Below are 18,214 nucleotides of genomic sequence, written 5' to 3'. Positions count from 1 at the left end.
CGGGGCAGAACAGCACAGGCGGATTGCAACCCCACCATTCCACCTTATCTTGGGTTGTGCGTGTGATCGCTAGTATCGCCGTGTGTATCTGATCAGGAACTGTCCATGTCCGAAGGCCCCAACAAGCGTCCGCCCAACCCCTGGATGAAAAATCTGGGGTTGTGGATCGTTATCCTGCTCGGCCTCGCCGTGGCGGTGAACGTGATGCAGGGCACCGGCTCTTCGCGCAGCGGTGACACGCTGGCCTATTCGGATTTCCTGGCGCGCGTGGATGATGGCGCTGTGAAATCGGTGGAGATCCGCGGCGAGGAAATCATCGGCCGCACCAGCGGTGACGAGGAGTTCCGCACCTTCAACCCCGGCGACACCCAGTTGATCGAGCGTCTGCGCACCAAGGGCGTGCGCTTTGATGCCCGCCCGGAAGAAAGCCGTTCGGTGATCGCGCAGCTGTTCTTCAACATGCTGCCCTTCATCCTGATGATTGGCATCTGGATCTTCGTCATGCGCCAGATGCAGAATGGTGCTGGCCGTGGCGCCATGGGTTTCGGCAAATCCCGCGCCAAGCTGCTGGTGCAGAAGGAAGGCCGCGTGACTTTTGACGACGTGGCCGGCATCGACGAAGCCCGCGAGGAACTGCAGGAAATCGTTGATTTCCTGAAGGATCCGGGCCGTTTCAGCCGACTGGGTGGCAAGATTCCGAAGGGCGCGTTGCTGGTTGGCCCGCCCGGCACCGGCAAGACGCTGCTCGCCCGCGCCATTGCCGGCGAAGCCAATGTGCCGTTCTTTTCAATCTCCGGCTCCGATTTCGTTGAAATGTTCGTCGGTGTTGGCGCCAGCCGTGTCCGCGACATGTTCGAACAGGGCAAGAAGTCGGCCCCGTGCATCATCTTTATCGATGAAATCGACGCCGTGGGCCGCAGCCGCGGCGCTGGTCTGGGAGGTGGCAACGACGAGCGCGAGCAGACGCTGAACCAGCTGCTGGTGGAGATGGACGGTTTCGATGCCAACGAAGGCATCATCATCATCGCTGCCACCAACCGGCCCGACGTGCTCGATCCCGCCCTGCTCCGCCCCGGCCGTTTCGACCGCCAGGTCGTGGTCGGTCGCCCCGATATCGATGGGCGCGAGAAGATCCTTGCCGTCCATATGAAGAAGGTGCCGCTGGCGCCCGACGTGAACGCTCGCACAATTGCGCGTGGCACCCCGGGCTTTGCCGGTGCTGATCTGGCCAATCTGGTCAACGAAGCCGCGCTGCTGGCCGCCCGCCGCGGCAAGCGGCTGGTTTCTATGCGCGAATTCGAAGACGCCAAGGACAAGGTGCTGATGGGCACCGAGCGCAAGACCATGGCGATGACCGAGGACGAGAAGAAGATGACCGCCTATCACGAGGCTGGCCACGCGCTCGTCTCGCTGCACGAGCAGGCGTCTGACCCAATTCACAAGGCCACCATCATCCCGCGCGGCCGCGCGCTCGGCATGGTGATGCGCCTGCCGGAACGTGACCAATACAGCTATCACCGGGACAAGATGTACGCCAACCTGGCCGTGGCCATGGGTGGCCGTGTCGCAGAAGAAGTGATCTTCGGCTATGACAAGGTCAGCTCCGGCGCCTCGTCGGACATCAGCTATGCCACCGATCTGGCGCGCTCGATGGCGACTCAGTGGGGCATGTCCGATAAGTTGGGCCCGCTGAAATATGTTGAGAACCAGGAAGAAGTGTTCCTCGGCCACAGCGTGACCAAGGCGCAGAACATGTCGGAAGAAACCGCGCAGATGATCGATAGCGAAGTGCGCGCCATCGTCACCACCGGCTATGATCGTGCCAAGCAGGTGCTGACCGACAATATCGACCAGCTGCACGCCATCGCCGGCGCCCTGCTGGAATATGAGACGCTGACCGGTGACGAGATCAAGAAGGTCATGGACGGCGGCACCGTCGATCGCGGCAGCGCCACCACTACCCCAGTAGTGCGGCCTTCGTCTGGCTCGTCTGCCATTCCCAAGGCCGGCCGTCGCGGCACCGGTCTGGGTGAGGCACCAGCTGGCGCTTGAGGTGGCTGGCGATTGCGCTGGCCCTGTTGGTGGCGGCTCCTGTGGCTGCCACTGATGCCTCGCTGATCGCGTGGTTCGAGATCCCGGTGAGTAATCTGGACCGAGCGATGCGCTTTTACGAATCAGTGTTCGGCAAGCTCCTGAGCCGGGAGCGGGTTGATGGCTACGACATGGCCATGTTTCCTGGCACCGATGGCCCGGAAGGCGCGCTGGTCAAGGGCGACGTTTACGTGCCGGGCAAGGCCGGACCGATTCTCTATTTTCGCGTAACCGATGTTGACGCCGTGCTAAGCCGTGCCAATGCTGTCGGTGGCCGCACCCTTTATGCAAAGAAGGACATCGGTTCCAATGGCTGGGTGGCCGAGTTCGAAGACAGTGAGGGCAACCGGATCGCCCTGTTGCAATCGCGCTAGTTAATCCTCGTGAAATTCGCCGGGTTCGCGGCCTAAGGCAGGCTGGGTGAAAGCATAGACCGCCAGCGCCACCAGCGCCGCCGCTCCAAGCCAGTAGGTAACCGACGGGCCGATCTGATAGAGCCCAATGCCGATCGCCGGCGCCATGATGAAGCAGCTGCCGTTGACCGAGGTTACCGCGCCCGCAACGCCGCCTTGTTCTGCGCGGGAAACGGCAAGACTGGCCCCAGCCGTGAAACCCGGCCGCGCCAGACCATAGCCCATGCTCATCAGCGCAAAGGCCAGCACCAGCGCATACAGGCTGCCCGATACGGCGATGCCTGCCGTGCCGACAGCAGCCAGCAACGTGCCCCAGCGCATCAGCGCCGGCGGGGTGAGCCGCAGCTGCGGGATCAGCACCCATTGCGCTAGCAAGGTTGAAAACGCCCCGGCCATGAAGATCAGCGCGATCGACCGCTGTGAATCAAGCGCGTCACCGCCCAGCGTGTCGATCACCAGAAAGCCCAGCGCCTGGCCGGTGGCGGCCTGGATGGAGCCTGACACAAAGCCAAATATCATGAAGGGCGCAATTCGATTGTCTTTCACGCTCAGTCGCTTGGGCCGGCCGGCGGCGGCGGCGCTCACGCTGGCGCCGGTGGTGGCTCCGGCCAGATTGGGCTCCGACGATGGTGCGCCGCTGCCCATTTGGGCCTGGCCAGGCCGATGGGTCGGATCATCATCAGGCAGCACTCGTGCCACAGCGGCCATCACCACGGCGGCAATGGCGGCAAAAGCGAACATTGGCCCCGAGAGCCCCAATGGGGCCAGGATGAACAAGGGCGCCACCGCTGGCCCGATGATGGTGCCCAACCCGAACGCGGATGACAGGCTGGACAGCGCGGCGGTGCGATCCTGTTCGTTGGTGCGCCCTGCGACATAGGCCTGTGCCGCCGGGTTGGCCGCCGATCCGAATATGCCGAACAGGCTGCGCAGGCTGGCGAACAGCGCGAAGGTGGCGATCGGCGCCAGCCAGCCGTTGAGCCCGGCATAGATGGCAATGCCGCAGCCGGTCATCGACACCATGAAGCCCAGCGAGCCGACCAGCATCAGCCGCCGCCGGCCGCGGATGTCGCTCTGCCGCGCCCAATAGGGCGCGCTGACCGTCCACAGCAGGGCAGAGAAGGAGAAGATCAACGCCACCAGCATGTCGGGCAGATGGATCACACGCGCGATGGCGGGCAGAACGGTTTGCAGCGCCGTATTTCCAGCGGCCACAGTGAGCAACGCGGCAAAGACCACGGCGAATTCACGGCGCGGCAGCGATGTGGCGCCAAGGCCGGCAAAGGGATTGCGGGGTTGCACGCCTGCTTCATGGCCCTCACCGACGCGCTTGCCAAGCTGGCACTTGCCCACCACCATGCCATCCTGACAGCAGCGGGAGGGTGATATGGCAACGGGCAAGGTGTTGGTGACCGGCGCTTCGGGCTATATCGCCGGCTTCATCATCAAGGCGCTGGTGGCCGATGACTGGCCGGTGCGTGGTACCATCCGCAACCTCGCCCGTGCCACTGAAGTGCGCGCAACGCTGGGCCTGCCCAATCTTGAACTGGTGGCCTGCGATCTGATGAGCGACGCTGGCTGGGCCGAAGCGATGCAGGGCGTTGAATATGTGCAGCATATCGCGTCTCCGATCCCGGCGGGCGAACCGAAGAACCCTGATGATCTGATCGTTCCGGCCCGCGAAGGCGCCTTGCGTGCGCTGCGCTTTGCCCATGCTGCCGGCGTTAAGCGCGTGGTGATGACCAGCAGCATGGCGGCCATTGCCTATGGCCATGGCAACGGCCACGCGCCGTTCACGGAAAGCGACTGGTCCAACATCAACAGCCTCGAATCATACGCCTATATCAAGTCGAAGACGCTGGCCGAACGTGCCGCCCGGGACTGGATGGCGGCGAACGGCAAGCCGATGGAATATGTGTCGATCAACCCGGCCGCCGTGCTCGGCCCGGTGCTGGGAGCGGATTTCTCGACCAGCCTCGAAGTGGTGAAGAAATTGCTCGACGGCGCGCTGCCCGGCCTGCCGCGCCTGGGCTTTGGGGTGGTCGATGTGCGCGACGTCGCTGATCTGCACGTCACGGCGATGACAGCGCCAGGGCTGGATGGCGAACGCTTCATCGCGCAGGGCAAGTTCATGTGGATGCGCGAGGTGGCCGAGGTGCTGAAGGCCGGACTGGGCAATCAGGCGCGGCGGGTGCCGACGCGCGGCCTGCCGGATTGGCTGTTGAAACTGCTCGCCAATTTCGATGCGACGGTGAAAATGGTCGTGCCCGAACTCGGCCGCCGCCGTGAGGCCAGCGCGACGCACGCCCTGGAACGGCTGGGCTGGAGGACGCGAGACGAGGCGACGACCATCCTCGATTGTGCGCACAGCCTGATCGAGAAGGGGCTCGTCAAGGCGTGACAGTCCGCTTTTGTCAGTTTTGACGAATCGGACGGGATTGGGGAAATTCTGTCCAAGCAAGTGACTGATTTTCAAAGAGCCTGTCACGGTACTTGTACCGCATCAGGCTCCTGTAGGACAGCCCGGGTTCAGCGCCCGCCCTGCGCCGCAATCCAGCGATCGATCTTGGCCTCCAGCACCGCCATCGGCAGGGCGCCGGTCATCAGCACCTGGGCATGGAAGCCCTTGATATTGAACTTCGGACCCAGCGCCGCCTGCGCCTTGGCGCGCAGCCGGCTGATGGTGAGCTGACCGATCTTGTAGGCCAGCGCCTGGCCGGGAATGGCGATGTAGCGCTCCACTTCGGCGGTGGCGTCGGTGCGGCTCATGCTGCTGTTGGCCAGCATATAGTCGATGGATTGATCGCGGCCCCAACCCTTTGAATGGATGCCAGTATCGACGACCAGGCGCAGGGCGCGCAGCATCTCGTCTTCATAGCGGCCCTGCAGCTGATAGGGGTCCTTGAACATGCCCAGTTCCGGCCCCAGGCTTTCGGCATAGAGGCCCCAGCCTTCGGCAAAAGCGGTGTTGCCGCCAAAGCGCTGGAAAGCGGGGAGTTTCTCATTCTCTTGCGCAAGGCTGACCTGGAAATGGTGGCCGGGCACGGCTTCGTGGAGATAGAGGGTTTCAACCCCATAACTGCTGCGTGAGGGCAGGTCGTAGGCGTTGTAGTAGAACACGCCCGGGCGCGAACCGTCGGGCGTGCCGCCCTGATAACTGCCTCCAGCGTCGGTCTTTTCCCGGTGCGGCGGAACGGGGCGGATCTCCAGCGGCGATTTCGGGAGCGTGTCAAACAGCTGGCCGATCACGACGTCCACGCGCTTGCCCGTATCGCGGAAGGCATCCCCCATGGCTGTGGCGCTGGCGAACTTGAAGCGCGGATCGGTGCGCAGGTGGGTGAAGAAGGCGGCGCGGTCGCCTTTGAAGCCAACGCGGGCCTGCACGTCGTCCATCCCCTTGAGGATGCGGGCAACTTCGGACAGGCCAATATTGTGGATCTCGTCGGGTATGAGGTTGGTCGTGGTGTTGGCGGCGACCAGATAGCGATAAAGCGTCGGCCCACCCGGCATGGCGACCAGGCCGGGGGCTTCGCGGGCGACGGGGAGATATTCGACTTTAAGGAAATCCCGCAGGCGGATAAGCGCTGGATTGACCCGCTGGCCGATCATCTGCGTATAAGCCATTTTCAGACGGGCCTGGTCTGCAGCATTGATATCGTTGGGGAATTTCTGCACCGGCTTCATCATGATGGAAGCGTCCGTGCCGCCGGTGGTGAGGTTGTTCAGCTGGTCGATGATGTTGTTCACCACCAGCTTGGGCTGCACCACGCCGGTCTTCATGCCCTGGCGGAACCGCAGGATCGAAAGATCGAGCAGCAGCGCGAACTGGTCGTGGCGCTTCAACGCATCTTCGTAATCTTTCAATGACTTGAATGGCGCTGCACTTTCGCCGGATTGGAGTTCCGCTAGAAACGAGTGGAAGCCGAAGAAGTGATCGATCGGACGCGGCAGATTGGCGGCGAGCAGGTCAGGCTGCACGCCGGCAAGATCGGTTTCGCGCTGCCATTTGAACGTGTCGTAACTCACTTGCTCGTCCGCAGTGAGGGCGCTGCGGTCGATGGCAGCCAAGGCCCTCAATTCGGACCCCGCGGCGCGCTTTTCGGCAGCAAAAGCCGCGTCGGTGATCATTTCGCCCAACTGGTCGGCACGGCTGGTATCACCGCGGAACAGGCCATAGAGCGGATTACGCTTCAGACTGTCGGCATCGCTGGCGGCAAACAGCGCGCTGAGGGCGGCGGCTGGCGTTTGGGTGCCGGCCTGTGCCGTACCGGTACCGGCGGCTGGCGCCATGGTGGTTTGTGCGGCCGCGGGCACAATCGCGATCAGGCTGGCGGCAAGCAGAAGAAAAGCGCGCATGGAAAGGCTCCGGAAGATCAAGCGTATTGCTGCAATAAGACGGTTGGCGAATCAGTCAATCACCTTCCCGCGCGCCATCACCCATTTCACCTGCGCCAGTTGCTTCGCATCCGCGGTCGGGTCGCCATCAGTGGCGATGATGTCGGCGGCCTTGCCGGGTTCGAGCGTGCCGGTTTCGGCAGAGAGCCCGAGCAGTTCGGCGGCGCCGGTGGTGGCGCTGATCAGCACCTCACGTGCCGTCATCCCGCCAAATTCCACCATGTCGCTGGCTTCCTGGCCGTTGCGGCCATGTTCGAACACGCCGGCATCGGTGCCAAAGGCGATGGGGGCGCCGGCGGCGCGGGCGGCGATGATCTGTTTGCCGCGGCGTTCCAGGATGGCGCGCACCTTGGCTTCCACCAACGGGGTGTAGGCGCCGCTGCCTAGCCGTTCGGCGGTGGCGCGGAAGGGCAGCAGAGTGGGGACGAGCCAGCCCTTGTGTGCGGCGAGGGCTTTGGCCCCGGCTTCGTCGGTGAAGCTGCCGTGTTCGACCGAGTCGACTCCGGCGCGGGCGGCGGCCTCGATGCCGCGCGGGCCGTGGGCGTGGGCGGCGACCTTCAGGCCCAGGCTGTGGGCGGTGGTGACGATGGCGCGCATCTCATCATCGGTGAAATGCTGGTCGAGCCCGCGGCCCTGCTGGCTGAGCACGCCGCCGGTGGCGGTGAACTTGATCACGTCGGCGCCGCGCTGGCTGGCTTCCCGCACCCGGGCGGCGCATTCCACCGCGCCGGTGCATGTGTTGCCCTGGTCGAGCGCGTCATTCACCACCGGGGCAAAGCCCGACACGTCGCCATGGCCGCCAACGATGGAGAGTGAAGCCCCGGCGGCGAGGATGCGCGGGCCGGGGAACATGCCGCTGTTGATGGCATCACGCACGGCGAAACCCGAAAGCCGCGCGCTGCCCAGATCGCGCACGGTCGTGAAGCCGGCCTTTGCGGTTATGCGGGCGTTCTTCAGGCCATAGGCGACGGAGAGTTCGGCGCTGTCCACGGCTTCGCGCCAGAACGGCGTGCCGGGATCGCCGGTGAGGTGAACGTGGCTATCGATCAGCCCAGGGCTGAGGGTGCGACTGGACTGGTCGATGGCCCGCGCGCCGGACGGGATCGGCGCGCTGGCCGGGTTGATGGCGGTGATGCGGCCATCGGTGACGATGATCGTGCTGGGGCCGAGGGCGGGCTTGGCGGCATCGGTGATGACGCGGCCGGCCCGGATTGCAATCACATCTTTGGCGACGGTTTCGGCTGCGGCCGGGCTGGCGAGGAGGAGGGCGGCGATGAGGGTGGTGTGCATGTTTGGGTCCCCTGTTGTTTGGGGCTGTTTGCGCCGCTGTGGGAGCGGGGCCAGTTGCAAATGCGACAGGTGGCAGAGCGCCCTTCACCCGGGCCAAGCCACGCGAGTCTCACGATCTCTCGTGCAAGTGGAGAGGTGATGGGTTGAAGGCCGCCCGAAATCGAACGGGTGCAGGGACTGAGTCCCTGCCCGCCGGAGGCCCGCTTACTTCTTTTTCAACCCAAGACGGCGAATCTCGATCTTTGGGAAGCGATCCATCACCACATCCAGCCCGGCGGCTTCAGCGCGGGCGGCGGCCACGGGGTCGATGACGCCAAGTTGCGTCCAGACAGCGCGCGCACCCACCGCGATGGCCTCGTCCACCACGCCGGAAACGAATTCGCTGCGGCGGAACACGTCCACCATGTCGATGGGTTCGGCGATGTCAGCCAGCTGCGCCACAACGGTCTGGCCGTGGATCACCTGCCCGGCGAGCTGCGGGTTGACCGGGATTACATGGTAGCCTTGGGCGAGCAGCATTCCCATCACCTCAAACGCGGCGCGGTCCGGCCGGTCGCTGGCGCCGACGAGCGCAAGCGTGCGGGTCTCTTCCAGCAAGCGGGCGATATCGGCGTCGGCGGTGAGCGGCATGGCCTTACAGTCCGACCGTGACGATGACGCCGCGGGCGATCTCGTCGAAGATGGCGGCCGGCTCGCCGCTCACTGGCTGGGCGGTTTCCGATGCTGTGCGCACCGCCATCTGCAGGGGGATGCGACCGAGGAAAGGCACGCCCATCGCTTCGGCTTCCTTTTCCGCGCCGCCATGGCCGAACGGATCGGAGACATGGCCGCAGGCGGGACAGCAGTAACCGGCCATGTTCTCGACCACGCCGAGCACGCGCACATTCACTTCGCCGAACATGGCGACGGCGCGGCGGGCATCGATGAGGGCGAGATCCTGCGGGGTGGAGACGATCAGCGCGCCATCGGGCTTGAGCTTCTGTGCGAGCGTGAGCTGCACGTCGCCGGTGCCGGGCGGCAGATCGATGACCAGCACGTCGAGCGCGCCCCAATCACATTGCTCGACCATCTGGACGAGCGCTGAGGACGCCATCGGCCCGCGCCAGACGATCGCCTTGTTGGGATCGGTCATCATGCCCATCGAAAGCGCCTTGATGCCATGGCGCACTTCGGGTTGCAGCTTGTCGTTCTCGACCCGGGCGCGGCCTTCGATGCCGAGCAGCGTGGGCACGGAGGGGCCATAGATATCGGCATCTAGCAGGCCAACCGTTTGCCCGGCGCGGGCGAGCGCGAAGGCCAGGTTGGCGGCCACGGTGGATTTGCCAACGCCGCCCTTGCCGCTGGCCACCGCAACCAGCTTTCGGATTCCCGGCACGGTGCTGGCCTTCGGTGCGGCCGTGGGCGTCGCGGCTCTGTCGGCGGTGAGAATGATGCGCGCGACGCTCACACCGGGCACGCGCTTCACGGCGGCTTCAACGGTGGCCTGCAGGCGCTCGGCCGTGGTCTTGTCGAGGCCGTCCACAGCCAGCACCAGGCCCACGGTGCCATCGTCCTTCACCACGACGCCAGCGGCGCGCCCGGTTTCCACCACGGTGCCGCCGCCGGCCGGATCAGCCACCGCGGTCAGCGCGGTCATCACATCGTTCTTCACGGCCATCAGCCTGTTCTTCCTTGCAGTCGAGGCCATAACCGCAGACAAATGCTGCCGCAGTGCCGCATGGTCTCGCAATCCCCGTTCGGCGTCCGTATATAGATGGTTCAACGTCTTTCGATAAGGTTTCATCCAGTCCATGCCATGGCAGAACAATGGTGAAGGTGGCGGCGACAGCCCGCCCGGTGCCGAAGGCGAAGAGCCAGCGGCCGAGAAGCCTGAAAACCGGCCCGTCAATCCATGGGGCGAAGGCCCGCCGCGCCGCCCGATGGGCAAGCCCGGGCAGAGCCGCGGCGGCGATTTCGATGATCTGATCCGGCGCAGCCAGGAACGTCTGAAAACCCAGTTTGGCGGCGGCAATGGCGGCAGCGGCGGCGGTTTCGATGTTGGTGATGGCCGCTGGCTGGTGTGGGCCGGCGGGGCGATCGTGGCGGCCTGGGTGGTGTTTTCCAGTTTCTACTCGGTGGATGCGCAGTCAGCTGCGGTGGTGCAGCGTTTTGGCGCCTATGTTTCGACCACCGGCCCGGGCGTGCATTTCAAGCTGCCGTGGCCGATCGATGCGGTGGAACTGCGCAAGGTTGAACAGATCAACATCATCGACATTTCGTCGAGCGAAGGCGCCAACGAGAATCTGATGCTCACCGGCGATCAGAATATCATCAACCTTGCCTACACTGTGCGCTGGAAGATCCGGAATCCGGAAAGCTTCCTGTATGAGCTTTCGGATCCGGAAAAAACCGTGCGCGAAGTGGCCGAATCGGCGATGCGTGCCGAAATCAGCCGCGCCTCGCTGAATGATGCACTGGGACCGCAACGCGCCCAGATCGCCGATCGGGTGCGCGAACGCATGCAGGAACTGCTTGATAGCTATCGCAGCGGTGTTGATGTGCGCGGCGTGGATATCAAGCAGGCCGATCCGCCCGCCGCCATTGATGGCGCGTTCAAGGATGTTTCCGCGGCCCAGCAGGACGCGCAGCAATATCTGAACCGCGCCCGCACCTATGCCCAGGCGCTGGTCGCCAAGGCGCAGGGCGATGCCGCCGGCTTTGATGCCGTTTATGCCCAGTATCGCCTGGCCCCGGAAGTGACGCGCAAGCGCATGTATCTGGAAACCATGGAAAAGGTGCTGGCCAAGGTGGAAAAGACCGTGGTGGATGCTCCCGGTGTGGCGCCCTATCTGCCGCTGCCTGAAGTGCGACGCCGTGCGGCAATCGCGCCGGCCGAGCCGGCCCCGGCCCCGGCACAGCGGTAACGGAAAGAATCACGATGGCCACCTTGACCCGCAATCCTGCCATTCTTGCCGGCCTGGGCTTTGCCCTCGTCGTGCTGGCGATGAGCAGTTTCTACACCGTTCCCGAAACCCAGCAGGCCGTGGTGCTGCGCCTGGGCAAGCCGGAGCGGATCGTGAACGAATATGATCCGAAGGCAAAGCTGGGCGAAACCGGCGCCGGCCTGACGATGAAGGTGCCTTTCATCGAAGACGTGCGCTTCATCGACAAGCGCATCATGGATCTGGATATCGATGCGCAGACGGTGCTTTCCACCGATCAGCTGCGGCTGGTGGTTGATGCCTTTGCCCGGTTCCGCATCGTCAACCCGCAGCGCATGGTGGAAACCGTGGGGACGGAGCAGAATGCGGCGGACGCGCTGAAGCGAATCCTGGCATCGAAGTTGCGCAACGAACTGGGCAAACAGCCGTTTGCCGCGCTGCTGTCGCCGGAACGCGGGGCGTTGATGGATGATATCCAGTCCAGCGTGAACAGCCAGGCCAAGCAATATGGTGCCGAAATCGTGGACGTGCGCATCAAGCGCGCCGATCTGCCGTCGGGCCCGCCGCTGGAAGCAGCGTACGCGCGCATGGCATCGGCCCGGCAGCAGGAAGCTGCGACCATCCGCGCCCAGGGCAACAAGCAGGCGCAATTGGTGCAGGCCGAAGCCGATGCCAGCGCGGCCCGCATCTATGCCGACAGTTTCGGCAAGGCTCCGGAATTCTATGCCTTCTATCGCGCCATGCAGGCCTATCGCACCACGTTCGAAGACGGCACCGCCACCGTGGTGCTGGGGCCGAACAATGAATTCCTGCGCGAGTTCGAAGGCCGCAAGGGCAATCGCTGAGCCGCTCGGCCTTGTTCATGCACGGTTAGGCGTGTTGTTCGCATAAGAAGCCAGACGGGCTCAACCGCATTGCAACCAGAAAGACAGACATGAAGTCAAAGATCATTCGTTCGCTCGTCCCCGTCGCTGTTCTGGCCACTGGCCTGGCTGCCATTGCCGTTGCGCAGGCGCCTGCCACCCAGCCGGCGCAGAACGCCGTGGCACCGGCCGTGGCCATCAGCCCACCTGGCGGCGCGCCGCGCAGCTTTGCCGATCTGACGGCACGGCTCGCGCCGGCCGTGGTCAACGTGTCGACCACCCAGAAGGTGGAAATCGGCCGCATGCGCCGCATGCCCGGCCAGCCCGGCGGCAATCCGCTGGAAGAACTGTTCCGCCGCTTCCAGGAACAGCAGGACGGCGGTGAGCCGGTGACGCGCGAGGCGACCAGTCTGGGCAGTGGCTTCGTGATCGCTGCTGATGGCTATATCGTCACCAACAACCACGTGATTTCGGCCGGCGAAGGCCGCAACAAGCCGGTGGAATCGATCACAGTTACTTTGTCGGACCGGCGCGAGTATAAGGCGCGCGTGGTTGGCCGCGATCCGCTCACCGATCTGGCTGTGCTGAAGATCGAGGCGACCGGGCTGCCGTTCGTGCAGTTCGGCAACAGCGAAGCGGTGCGCGTCGGCGATTGGTCCATCGCCATCGGCAACCCGTTCGGGCTGGGCGGCACGGTGACGGCCGGCATCATTTCGGCCCTGCATCGCGATATCGGTTCGGGCCAGTATGACCGCTATATCCAGACTGATGCCAGCATCAACCAGGGCAACAGCGGCGGGCCGCTGTTCGATCTGGCCGGCAACGTGATTGGCATCAACACCGCCATCTTCTCGCCCACCGGTGGCAACGTTGGCCTGGGCTTTGCCATTCCGGCTGAACTGGCCAAGCCGGTGGTCGACCAGCTCAAGGCAACCGGCGCGGTCAAGCGCGGTTATCTGGGCGTCGCGATCCAGCGGCTTTCGGCCGATATCGCCGCCGGCTTGGGCCTGCCCAAGGACAAGGGCGAGATTGTTGCCAGCGTCGAACCCAACGGCCCGGCCGCGCGGGCCGGGGTGCGCCAGGGCGACGTGATCGTGACGGTGGCCGGTCGCGAGGTGAATTTCGACAATAGTCTTTCGTACATCGTTGCCACCACGCCGATCGGCTCCACCATCCCGATTGAAATGATCCGCGAAGGCAAGCGCCTGAAGGTGAACGCCATCATCGTGCAGCGCCCATCCGAAGCCGTGGTGGCCCAGCGCGCTGGGCTGCCTTCGGACGACGAACCGGCTGACGAAGACACCAGCAAGGCCCCCGGCATCGAAGCCGCCAAGGCCAGCCTGGGCATCACCCTGCAGCCGCTCACCCCGGTGCTGCGCCAGCAGCTGAAGCTGGATGAAAAGGTGCAGGGCGTGGTGATTGCCGGCATCAGCCCGTCGTCGGACGCAGCCACCAAGGGCCTGCAGCGCGGTGACGTCATCCTGAAGATCGGCCAGAAGCCGGTGACCAGCCCCGCCGAGGCGGCGGACGCCGTGGACGCCGAACGCAAGGCCGACAAGGATACGGTGTTGATGCTGGTGCAGCGCGGCAACACGCCGGGCCGCTATACTGGCGTGAAGCTGATCCCGCCGAAGGGCTGAGGCATTTGCCAACACGAGAACGGGGAGCGGGCGACCGCTTCCCTTTCTCGTTACAGCGCCCGTTCGTAGATGCGGTAGGTGCGCGTCACGTGGCTGTCGATGGCGTCGGCGACGGAGCGCATCGGGCCGTTATCCTCCAGAACCCAGCCGAGTTCGCCTACACTGGCGCCGAATTCCGTTACGGCGACGCGGCGGATATATTCGATCATCTGGAACGCCATCAGCGATGCGGCGCGATGGCCTTGCAGCGATTTGCGGATCCCCATCAGCGGCACGCGCATGCGCTTCACCTTGGGCGCGCGCAGCCGCCAGAGCAGCTTGGCCCAGCCGAACGGGAAGAGATTGCCGTTCAGATCGCGGGTCAGCTCATTGATGTCGGGCAGGGTGATCATGAAGCCGACTGGCACGCCTTCATATTCGGCCACGCGCACCAGGCCTTCGAAGATGATCGGCTTCAATTTCTTGCCGACATAGGCGATTTCGGCCGGGGTGAGCGGCACGAAGCCCCAATTGTCCGACCAGGCATCGTTGAGGATATCGAGGATCAGCGCGGCTTCCTGGTCGAACTTCGATTTGTCCACCGGGCGCGTCACCAGCTTGGCGTTGCGTTCTGAAAAGGCGACGATGCGCTGCACCATTTCCGGGAAGGGCTGGGCGATGGGCAGCGACCAGCAGTGCAGATCCTTCACACCCTGATAGCCGCGGGTTGCTACCATTCCTTCGTAATAGGGCAGATGATGCCCCATCATCACCGTGGGTGGTCCTTCAAAGCCCTGCACCAGCAGGCCCGGCTCATCCCAGACCGACAGGCTGAACGGGCCCATGGCGCGGGTCATGCCCTTTTGGCGCAGCCAGTCTTCGGCCGCATCGAACAGCGCTTCGGCCACCGCTGGATCGTCGATGCACTCGAACATGCCGAAATGGCCGGTGCCGGGGCCAGCGCCCGGCGCGCCGGGGGCAATCACCAGTTGATCGACCTGCGCCGAAATGCGGCCGACCACGCCGCCATCTTTCAGGGCCAGCCAGAAGGCGGCTTCGGCATGGCCGAACCAGGGGTTGGATTTGATGCCGCCAATCAGGCCGAGCATTTCGGCTTTCAGCGGCGGCACCCAGTGCGGATCATTGGCGTAGAGTTTCCACACCAGATCGACAAAGGCCTTGCGGTCGGCAGCGCTTTCAACGCGCTTGAGGGTGATACTGCTCATCGCTGGCCGTGATAGGGGGAAATCAAGGCAAATTTGCGGGCGGAAGGGTCGATGCTGACCCTATTCTTCGGTGCGGATCAGCACAGCCTCGCCGATCAGCAGGAACAGCAGGAACGGTGCCCACGCCGCCATCAGCGGCGGTACCGTGCCGAAATTGCCCATCGCCAGCATGAAGTTATCAGCCACGAAGAAAGCAAAGCCCAGCGCCATGCCGATCACGGCGCGCACGAACAACTTTCCCGATCGCGCCAGCCCAAAGGCGGCGACCGCGCCCAGCAGCGGCATCAGCACGGCTGACAAGGGCCCCGAAATCTTGTGCCAGGCGGCGGCTTCCAGCACGTCGGTGGGCTTGCCGGCGGCGCGCTGTTCGCCGATCTGCGGCCACAAATCCCACAGCGCGATGAAGTTGGGATTGATGCTGCTGGTGTTGAACTGGCGCGGCACCACCACGGTCGCAAAATCCAGACTCGCCCGCGATTCCAGCCCGCCGCTGGCCACATCGAACAGACGCACGTCGCGCAATCGCCAGCCGCCACCGATTGGCGTGGCGCTGGCCGCCATCACCACCTGCACCAGGCCATTGTCGCGCCGGTCATAGATGGTGACGCCGGTGAGGCGCGTGCCGTCGCCGCGCCCGGCCACGGCATCGGCGTGGAACAGATCATCGCCGCCGCGCACCCAGCTTTGCGTGCTCTTGGGTGCGGCCGTGGGGGATTTCCGGTATTCCTGTTCCTGCCAGGCCTTCAGCGTTGCACTGGCACTGGTGCCGATGCGTTCGTTCCACAGGAAATTGGCCGCGGCCACGCCCAGCGCCGCCACCATCAGCGGGGCGAGAATATGGTGCGCGCTCAGCCCGGCGCCCTTGAAGATCGCCACCTCGCTGTTCTGGTTGAGCGTGGCCAGCGTCACCAGGGTTGCCAGTAGAACCGAGAACGGCAGGAACAGCTGCACGATCTGCGGTGCGCGCAGCGAAACATAGACCCACAGATCGGATTCTGTGTTGCCGGCCGCTGCCAGCACCTTGCCCGATTCCGACAAGAGATCGAGCGACTGCAGGATCACGGTCAGCCCGATGATGAAGGCCGCGACCCGCACCAGGAACATGCGCGCCGTGTACCAGGCGATGGTGCGCGACGGGAACAGGATGGAGAGGAGCTTCACGGTGCGCGTTTACCCGGCCGACAACACGTCGTCGGCCCAGTTCTGGCGCCGCACCAGTTTGCCGGCCAGGCCGGAGAGGAAGCCGGTGATCTTGCCGAACCAGTGATCGAGCGCGCCGATCGGCTGGCCGCCCGGCCGTTCCAGCACGCGGAACAGCCACAGCGCCACGCCGAGGAACAGCGCAAAGGGCACCCATTGCGCCAGCACAGGATCAATTCGGCCCAGCGTGCCCATGCGTTCGCCATATTCGGTGAACTTGTGGAAGGTGACGAGCGCGATGGTGGAGAGGAACACGCCCAATGCCGAGGTCGAGCGTTTTGGTGGCACCGCCATCGGCAACGCCAGGAACGGCAGCAGGAACATGATCACGCACTGCACGATGCGGCGGTTGAAACTGGCCGAGGCGCTGCGCTGCTCGGTTGCGTCGGTGGCGGTGACCATGGTGTGCAACAGTTCCGGCAGGGTGGCTTCCAGATTGCCTTCGCCGCGTTTGCGGAAGGTGGCCATTTCCGGCAGCCGGATCGGCAGATCATGCTGGGCAAAGGCGAGCACGCGCGGGGTGGCACCGGGTTTGGGACTGTGCACCAGCGTGCCATCGCGCAGGCGCAGCAGGATATATTCGGGATCGTCGGTGGCGAGGAAGGTGCCGCGCGCGGCGGTGGCGGCAACGATCTGGCCATCCTTGCCAGCGGCGCGCACGAACAGGCCGCGCAGATCGGCGCCCTGGTTGCGCGATTCCTCCACGCGCAACGTCAGTCCGCCACCGAGATTGGCGAATTCGCCCACCTTGATCGAAGCGCCGAGCGCGCCGGAGCGAAGCTCGAAGCGCAGATTTTCATAGGCATAGCGGGTGACGGGTTGCAGCCAGCCGACGATGCCGAAATTGACCACGGCAAACACCGTGGCAAACACGAACGGCACGCGCAGCAGCCGCTTGTACGACACGCCCACGGCCAGCAGCGTATCGAGTTCCGACGACATGGCGAGCCGGCGGAAAGCGAGCAAGATGCCCAGCATCACGCCGATCGGGATGCCCAGCGACAAATATTCCGGCAGCAGATTGCCCAACATGCGCCAAACCACACTGACCGGCCCGCCTTCGTTGATGACGAAATCGAACAGGCGCAGCATGCGATCAAGCACCAGCAGCATGGCGGCCACCACCAGCGTGCCGAACAAGGGCACGATGATCAGGCCGAACAGATAGCGATCGATGCGCTTGGTCACGCCGCAGGCAAAGTCCTTCTCCGGGCGCGACGGCGACCGGGCGGCTATCCTATAGCCGCCCGGGATGGCCCCGTCATGAACAAATCAGGCGTGTTCGTGCAGGGCCAGTTGGGCCATTTGCGCGGCATGTTCGAACTTGGCGAGCACGATGTCGATCTGCTCATCGCTGTGCAGCGCGCAGATGGAGCAGCGCAGCAGGAACACGCCAGCCGGCGTGGCAGGCGGCCGGCTCATGTTCACATAGACGCCCAGCTCGATAAGGGTGGACCACATCAGCGCGGTGGTTTCCTGATCTGGCATCAGCACCGAAACGATGGCGCTTTCCGGCGTATCGGTGGCCAGGCGGAAACCGCGCGCTTTCAACCCACCGTGCAGGCGCCGTGTCGCTTCCCACAGCCGGGCGCGCTTGTCGTGCGCGGTCATCAGCTTGCGGATGCTGGTGGTGGAACAGGCGATCACCGCCGGTGGCAGCGAGGCGGTGAAGGTGTAGGGCCGGCAGACCAGGCGCAGTATCTCGAACTTGGGGTGGTTGGAGACGCAGAAGCCGCCCACCGTGCCGACGGACTTGGAGAAGGTGCCGACGACGAAATCGACATCGTCCGCCACGCCCTGTTCTTCATAGACGCCGCGGCCATGCTCGCCGAAGAAGCCCATGCCGTGGGCTTCATCGACCAGCACCATGGCACCGTGCGCCTTGGCCACCGCCACCAGTTCCGGCAGCGGCGCAACATCGCCCAGCATTGAATAGACGCCTTCCAGCACCACCAGCTTGCCGGCTTCGGGCGGTAGGCGCTTCAGGCGCTTTTCCAGATCGGCGACATCATTGTGGCGGAAGCGCACGATATCGGCGTTGGACATCTTGCAGCCATCATAGATGCTGGCGTGGCTGTCGGCATCGAGGATGATGAAATCGCCCTTGCCGGCCAGCGTGGAAACCATGCCGAGATTGGCCTGGTAACCAGTGGAGAACACCATGGCGTGGGACATGCCATAGAAGTCTTTCAGGGC

Annotated in this window: 15 protein-coding genes; 6 read left to right on the top strand and 9 right to left on the bottom strand. The window is 64.4% G+C overall.

The window, feature by feature from the left end:
- Nucleotides 1-105: 105 nt before the first annotated feature.
- Together ftsH and Q7O19_RS02300 are read left to right on the top strand one after the other, a co-directional pair.
- A complete protein-coding gene (ftsH, locus tag Q7O19_RS02305) occupies nucleotides 106-2,052 on the top strand; it encodes an ATP-dependent zinc metalloprotease FtsH (protein ID WP_303808404.1) in 1,947 nt (648 codons plus the stop codon).
- A 41-nt stretch (nucleotides 2,053-2,093) separates the two neighbouring features.
- A complete protein-coding gene (locus Q7O19_RS02300; RefSeq protein WP_303808403.1) occupies nucleotides 2,094-2,465 on the top strand; it encodes a VOC family protein in 372 nt (123 codons plus the stop codon).
- Here the strand turns inward: Q7O19_RS02300 and Q7O19_RS02295 are convergent, their stop codons facing one another.
- Nucleotides 2,466-3,863, bottom strand: a complete 1,398-nt coding sequence (locus Q7O19_RS02295) for an MFS transporter (protein ID WP_303783698.1) — start codon at nucleotides 3,861-3,863, stop codon at nucleotides 2,466-2,468. It abuts the gene before it with no gap.
- A gap of 28 nt (nucleotides 3,864-3,891) precedes the next feature.
- On the opposite strand from Q7O19_RS02295, the gene Q7O19_RS02290 reads away from it, so the two are divergent.
- Nucleotides 3,892-4,905, top strand: coding sequence for an aldehyde reductase (locus Q7O19_RS02290; RefSeq protein WP_303808402.1), 1,014 nt, complete (start codon nucleotides 3,892-3,894; stop codon nucleotides 4,903-4,905).
- Nucleotides 4,906-5,033: 128 nt separating this feature from the next.
- Here the strand turns inward: Q7O19_RS02290 and Q7O19_RS02285 are convergent, their stop codons facing one another.
- From Q7O19_RS02285 to Q7O19_RS02270, 4 genes are all read right to left on the bottom strand, one after another.
- Nucleotides 5,034-6,860 (bottom strand): DUF885 family protein, encoded by a 1,827-nt coding sequence (locus tag Q7O19_RS02285; protein ID WP_303808401.1) that lies wholly within the window; start codon nucleotides 6,858-6,860, stop codon nucleotides 5,034-5,036.
- 51 nt (nucleotides 6,861-6,911) lie between these two features.
- Nucleotides 6,912-8,189 (bottom strand): amidohydrolase family protein, encoded by a 1,278-nt coding sequence (locus tag Q7O19_RS02280; protein ID WP_303808400.1) that lies wholly within the window; start codon nucleotides 8,187-8,189, stop codon nucleotides 6,912-6,914.
- A gap of 204 nt (nucleotides 8,190-8,393) precedes the next feature.
- Nucleotides 8,394-8,819 (bottom strand): CoA-binding protein, encoded by a 426-nt coding sequence (locus Q7O19_RS02275; RefSeq protein ID WP_303808399.1) that lies wholly within the window; start codon nucleotides 8,817-8,819, stop codon nucleotides 8,394-8,396.
- A gap of 4 nt (nucleotides 8,820-8,823) precedes the next feature.
- Nucleotides 8,824-9,846 (bottom strand): Mrp/NBP35 family ATP-binding protein, encoded by a 1,023-nt coding sequence (locus Q7O19_RS02270; RefSeq protein ID WP_303808398.1) that lies wholly within the window; start codon nucleotides 9,844-9,846, stop codon nucleotides 8,824-8,826.
- A 133-nt stretch (nucleotides 9,847-9,979) separates the two neighbouring features.
- Between Q7O19_RS02270 and hflK the strand changes: the two genes are divergently transcribed.
- From hflK to Q7O19_RS02255, 3 genes are all read left to right on the top strand, one after another.
- Nucleotides 9,980-11,092 (top strand): FtsH protease activity modulator HflK, encoded by a 1,113-nt coding sequence (gene hflK / locus Q7O19_RS02265; protein ID WP_303808397.1) that lies wholly within the window; start codon nucleotides 9,980-9,982, stop codon nucleotides 11,090-11,092.
- A gap of 14 nt (nucleotides 11,093-11,106) precedes the next feature.
- On the top strand, nucleotides 11,107-11,955 hold the full coding sequence (gene hflC, locus Q7O19_RS02260) for a protease modulator HflC (RefSeq protein WP_303808396.1): 849 nt from the start codon (nucleotides 11,107-11,109) through the stop codon (nucleotides 11,953-11,955).
- An 89-nt stretch (nucleotides 11,956-12,044) separates the two neighbouring features.
- Complete coding sequence (locus Q7O19_RS02255; RefSeq protein WP_303808395.1) at nucleotides 12,045-13,613, top strand: Do family serine endopeptidase; 1,569 nt, start codon at nucleotides 12,045-12,047, stop codon at nucleotides 13,611-13,613.
- A 50-nt stretch (nucleotides 13,614-13,663) separates the two neighbouring features.
- Here the strand turns inward: Q7O19_RS02255 and Q7O19_RS02250 are convergent, their stop codons facing one another.
- The 4 genes from Q7O19_RS02250 to Q7O19_RS02235 all read right to left on the bottom strand — a co-directional run.
- On the bottom strand, nucleotides 13,664-14,818 hold the full coding sequence (locus Q7O19_RS02250; RefSeq protein WP_303808394.1) for an N-acetyltransferase: 1,155 nt from the start codon (nucleotides 14,816-14,818) through the stop codon (nucleotides 13,664-13,666).
- 60 nt (nucleotides 14,819-14,878) lie between these two features.
- On the bottom strand, nucleotides 14,879-15,979 hold the full coding sequence (gene lptG, locus Q7O19_RS02245) for an LPS export ABC transporter permease LptG (protein ID WP_303808393.1): 1,101 nt from the start codon (nucleotides 15,977-15,979) through the stop codon (nucleotides 14,879-14,881).
- A gap of 9 nt (nucleotides 15,980-15,988) precedes the next feature.
- A complete protein-coding gene (locus Q7O19_RS02240; RefSeq protein ID WP_303808392.1) occupies nucleotides 15,989-17,206 on the bottom strand; it encodes an LptF/LptG family permease in 1,218 nt (405 codons plus the stop codon).
- A gap of 84 nt (nucleotides 17,207-17,290) precedes the next feature.
- On the bottom strand, nucleotides 17,291-18,214 hold a 924-nt coding region (locus tag Q7O19_RS02235; protein WP_303808391.1), incomplete at its 5' end, for an aminotransferase class I/II-fold pyridoxal phosphate-dependent enzyme.

Source organism: Sandarakinorhabdus limnophila DSM 17366, from assembly GCF_945882885.1.
Lineage (GTDB): Bacteria > Pseudomonadota > Alphaproteobacteria > Sphingomonadales > Sphingomonadaceae > Sandarakinorhabdus > Sandarakinorhabdus limnophila_A.
Note: the sequence above shows the minus strand (reverse complement) of the source record. Positions and strands in the feature narration are given on the sequence as shown.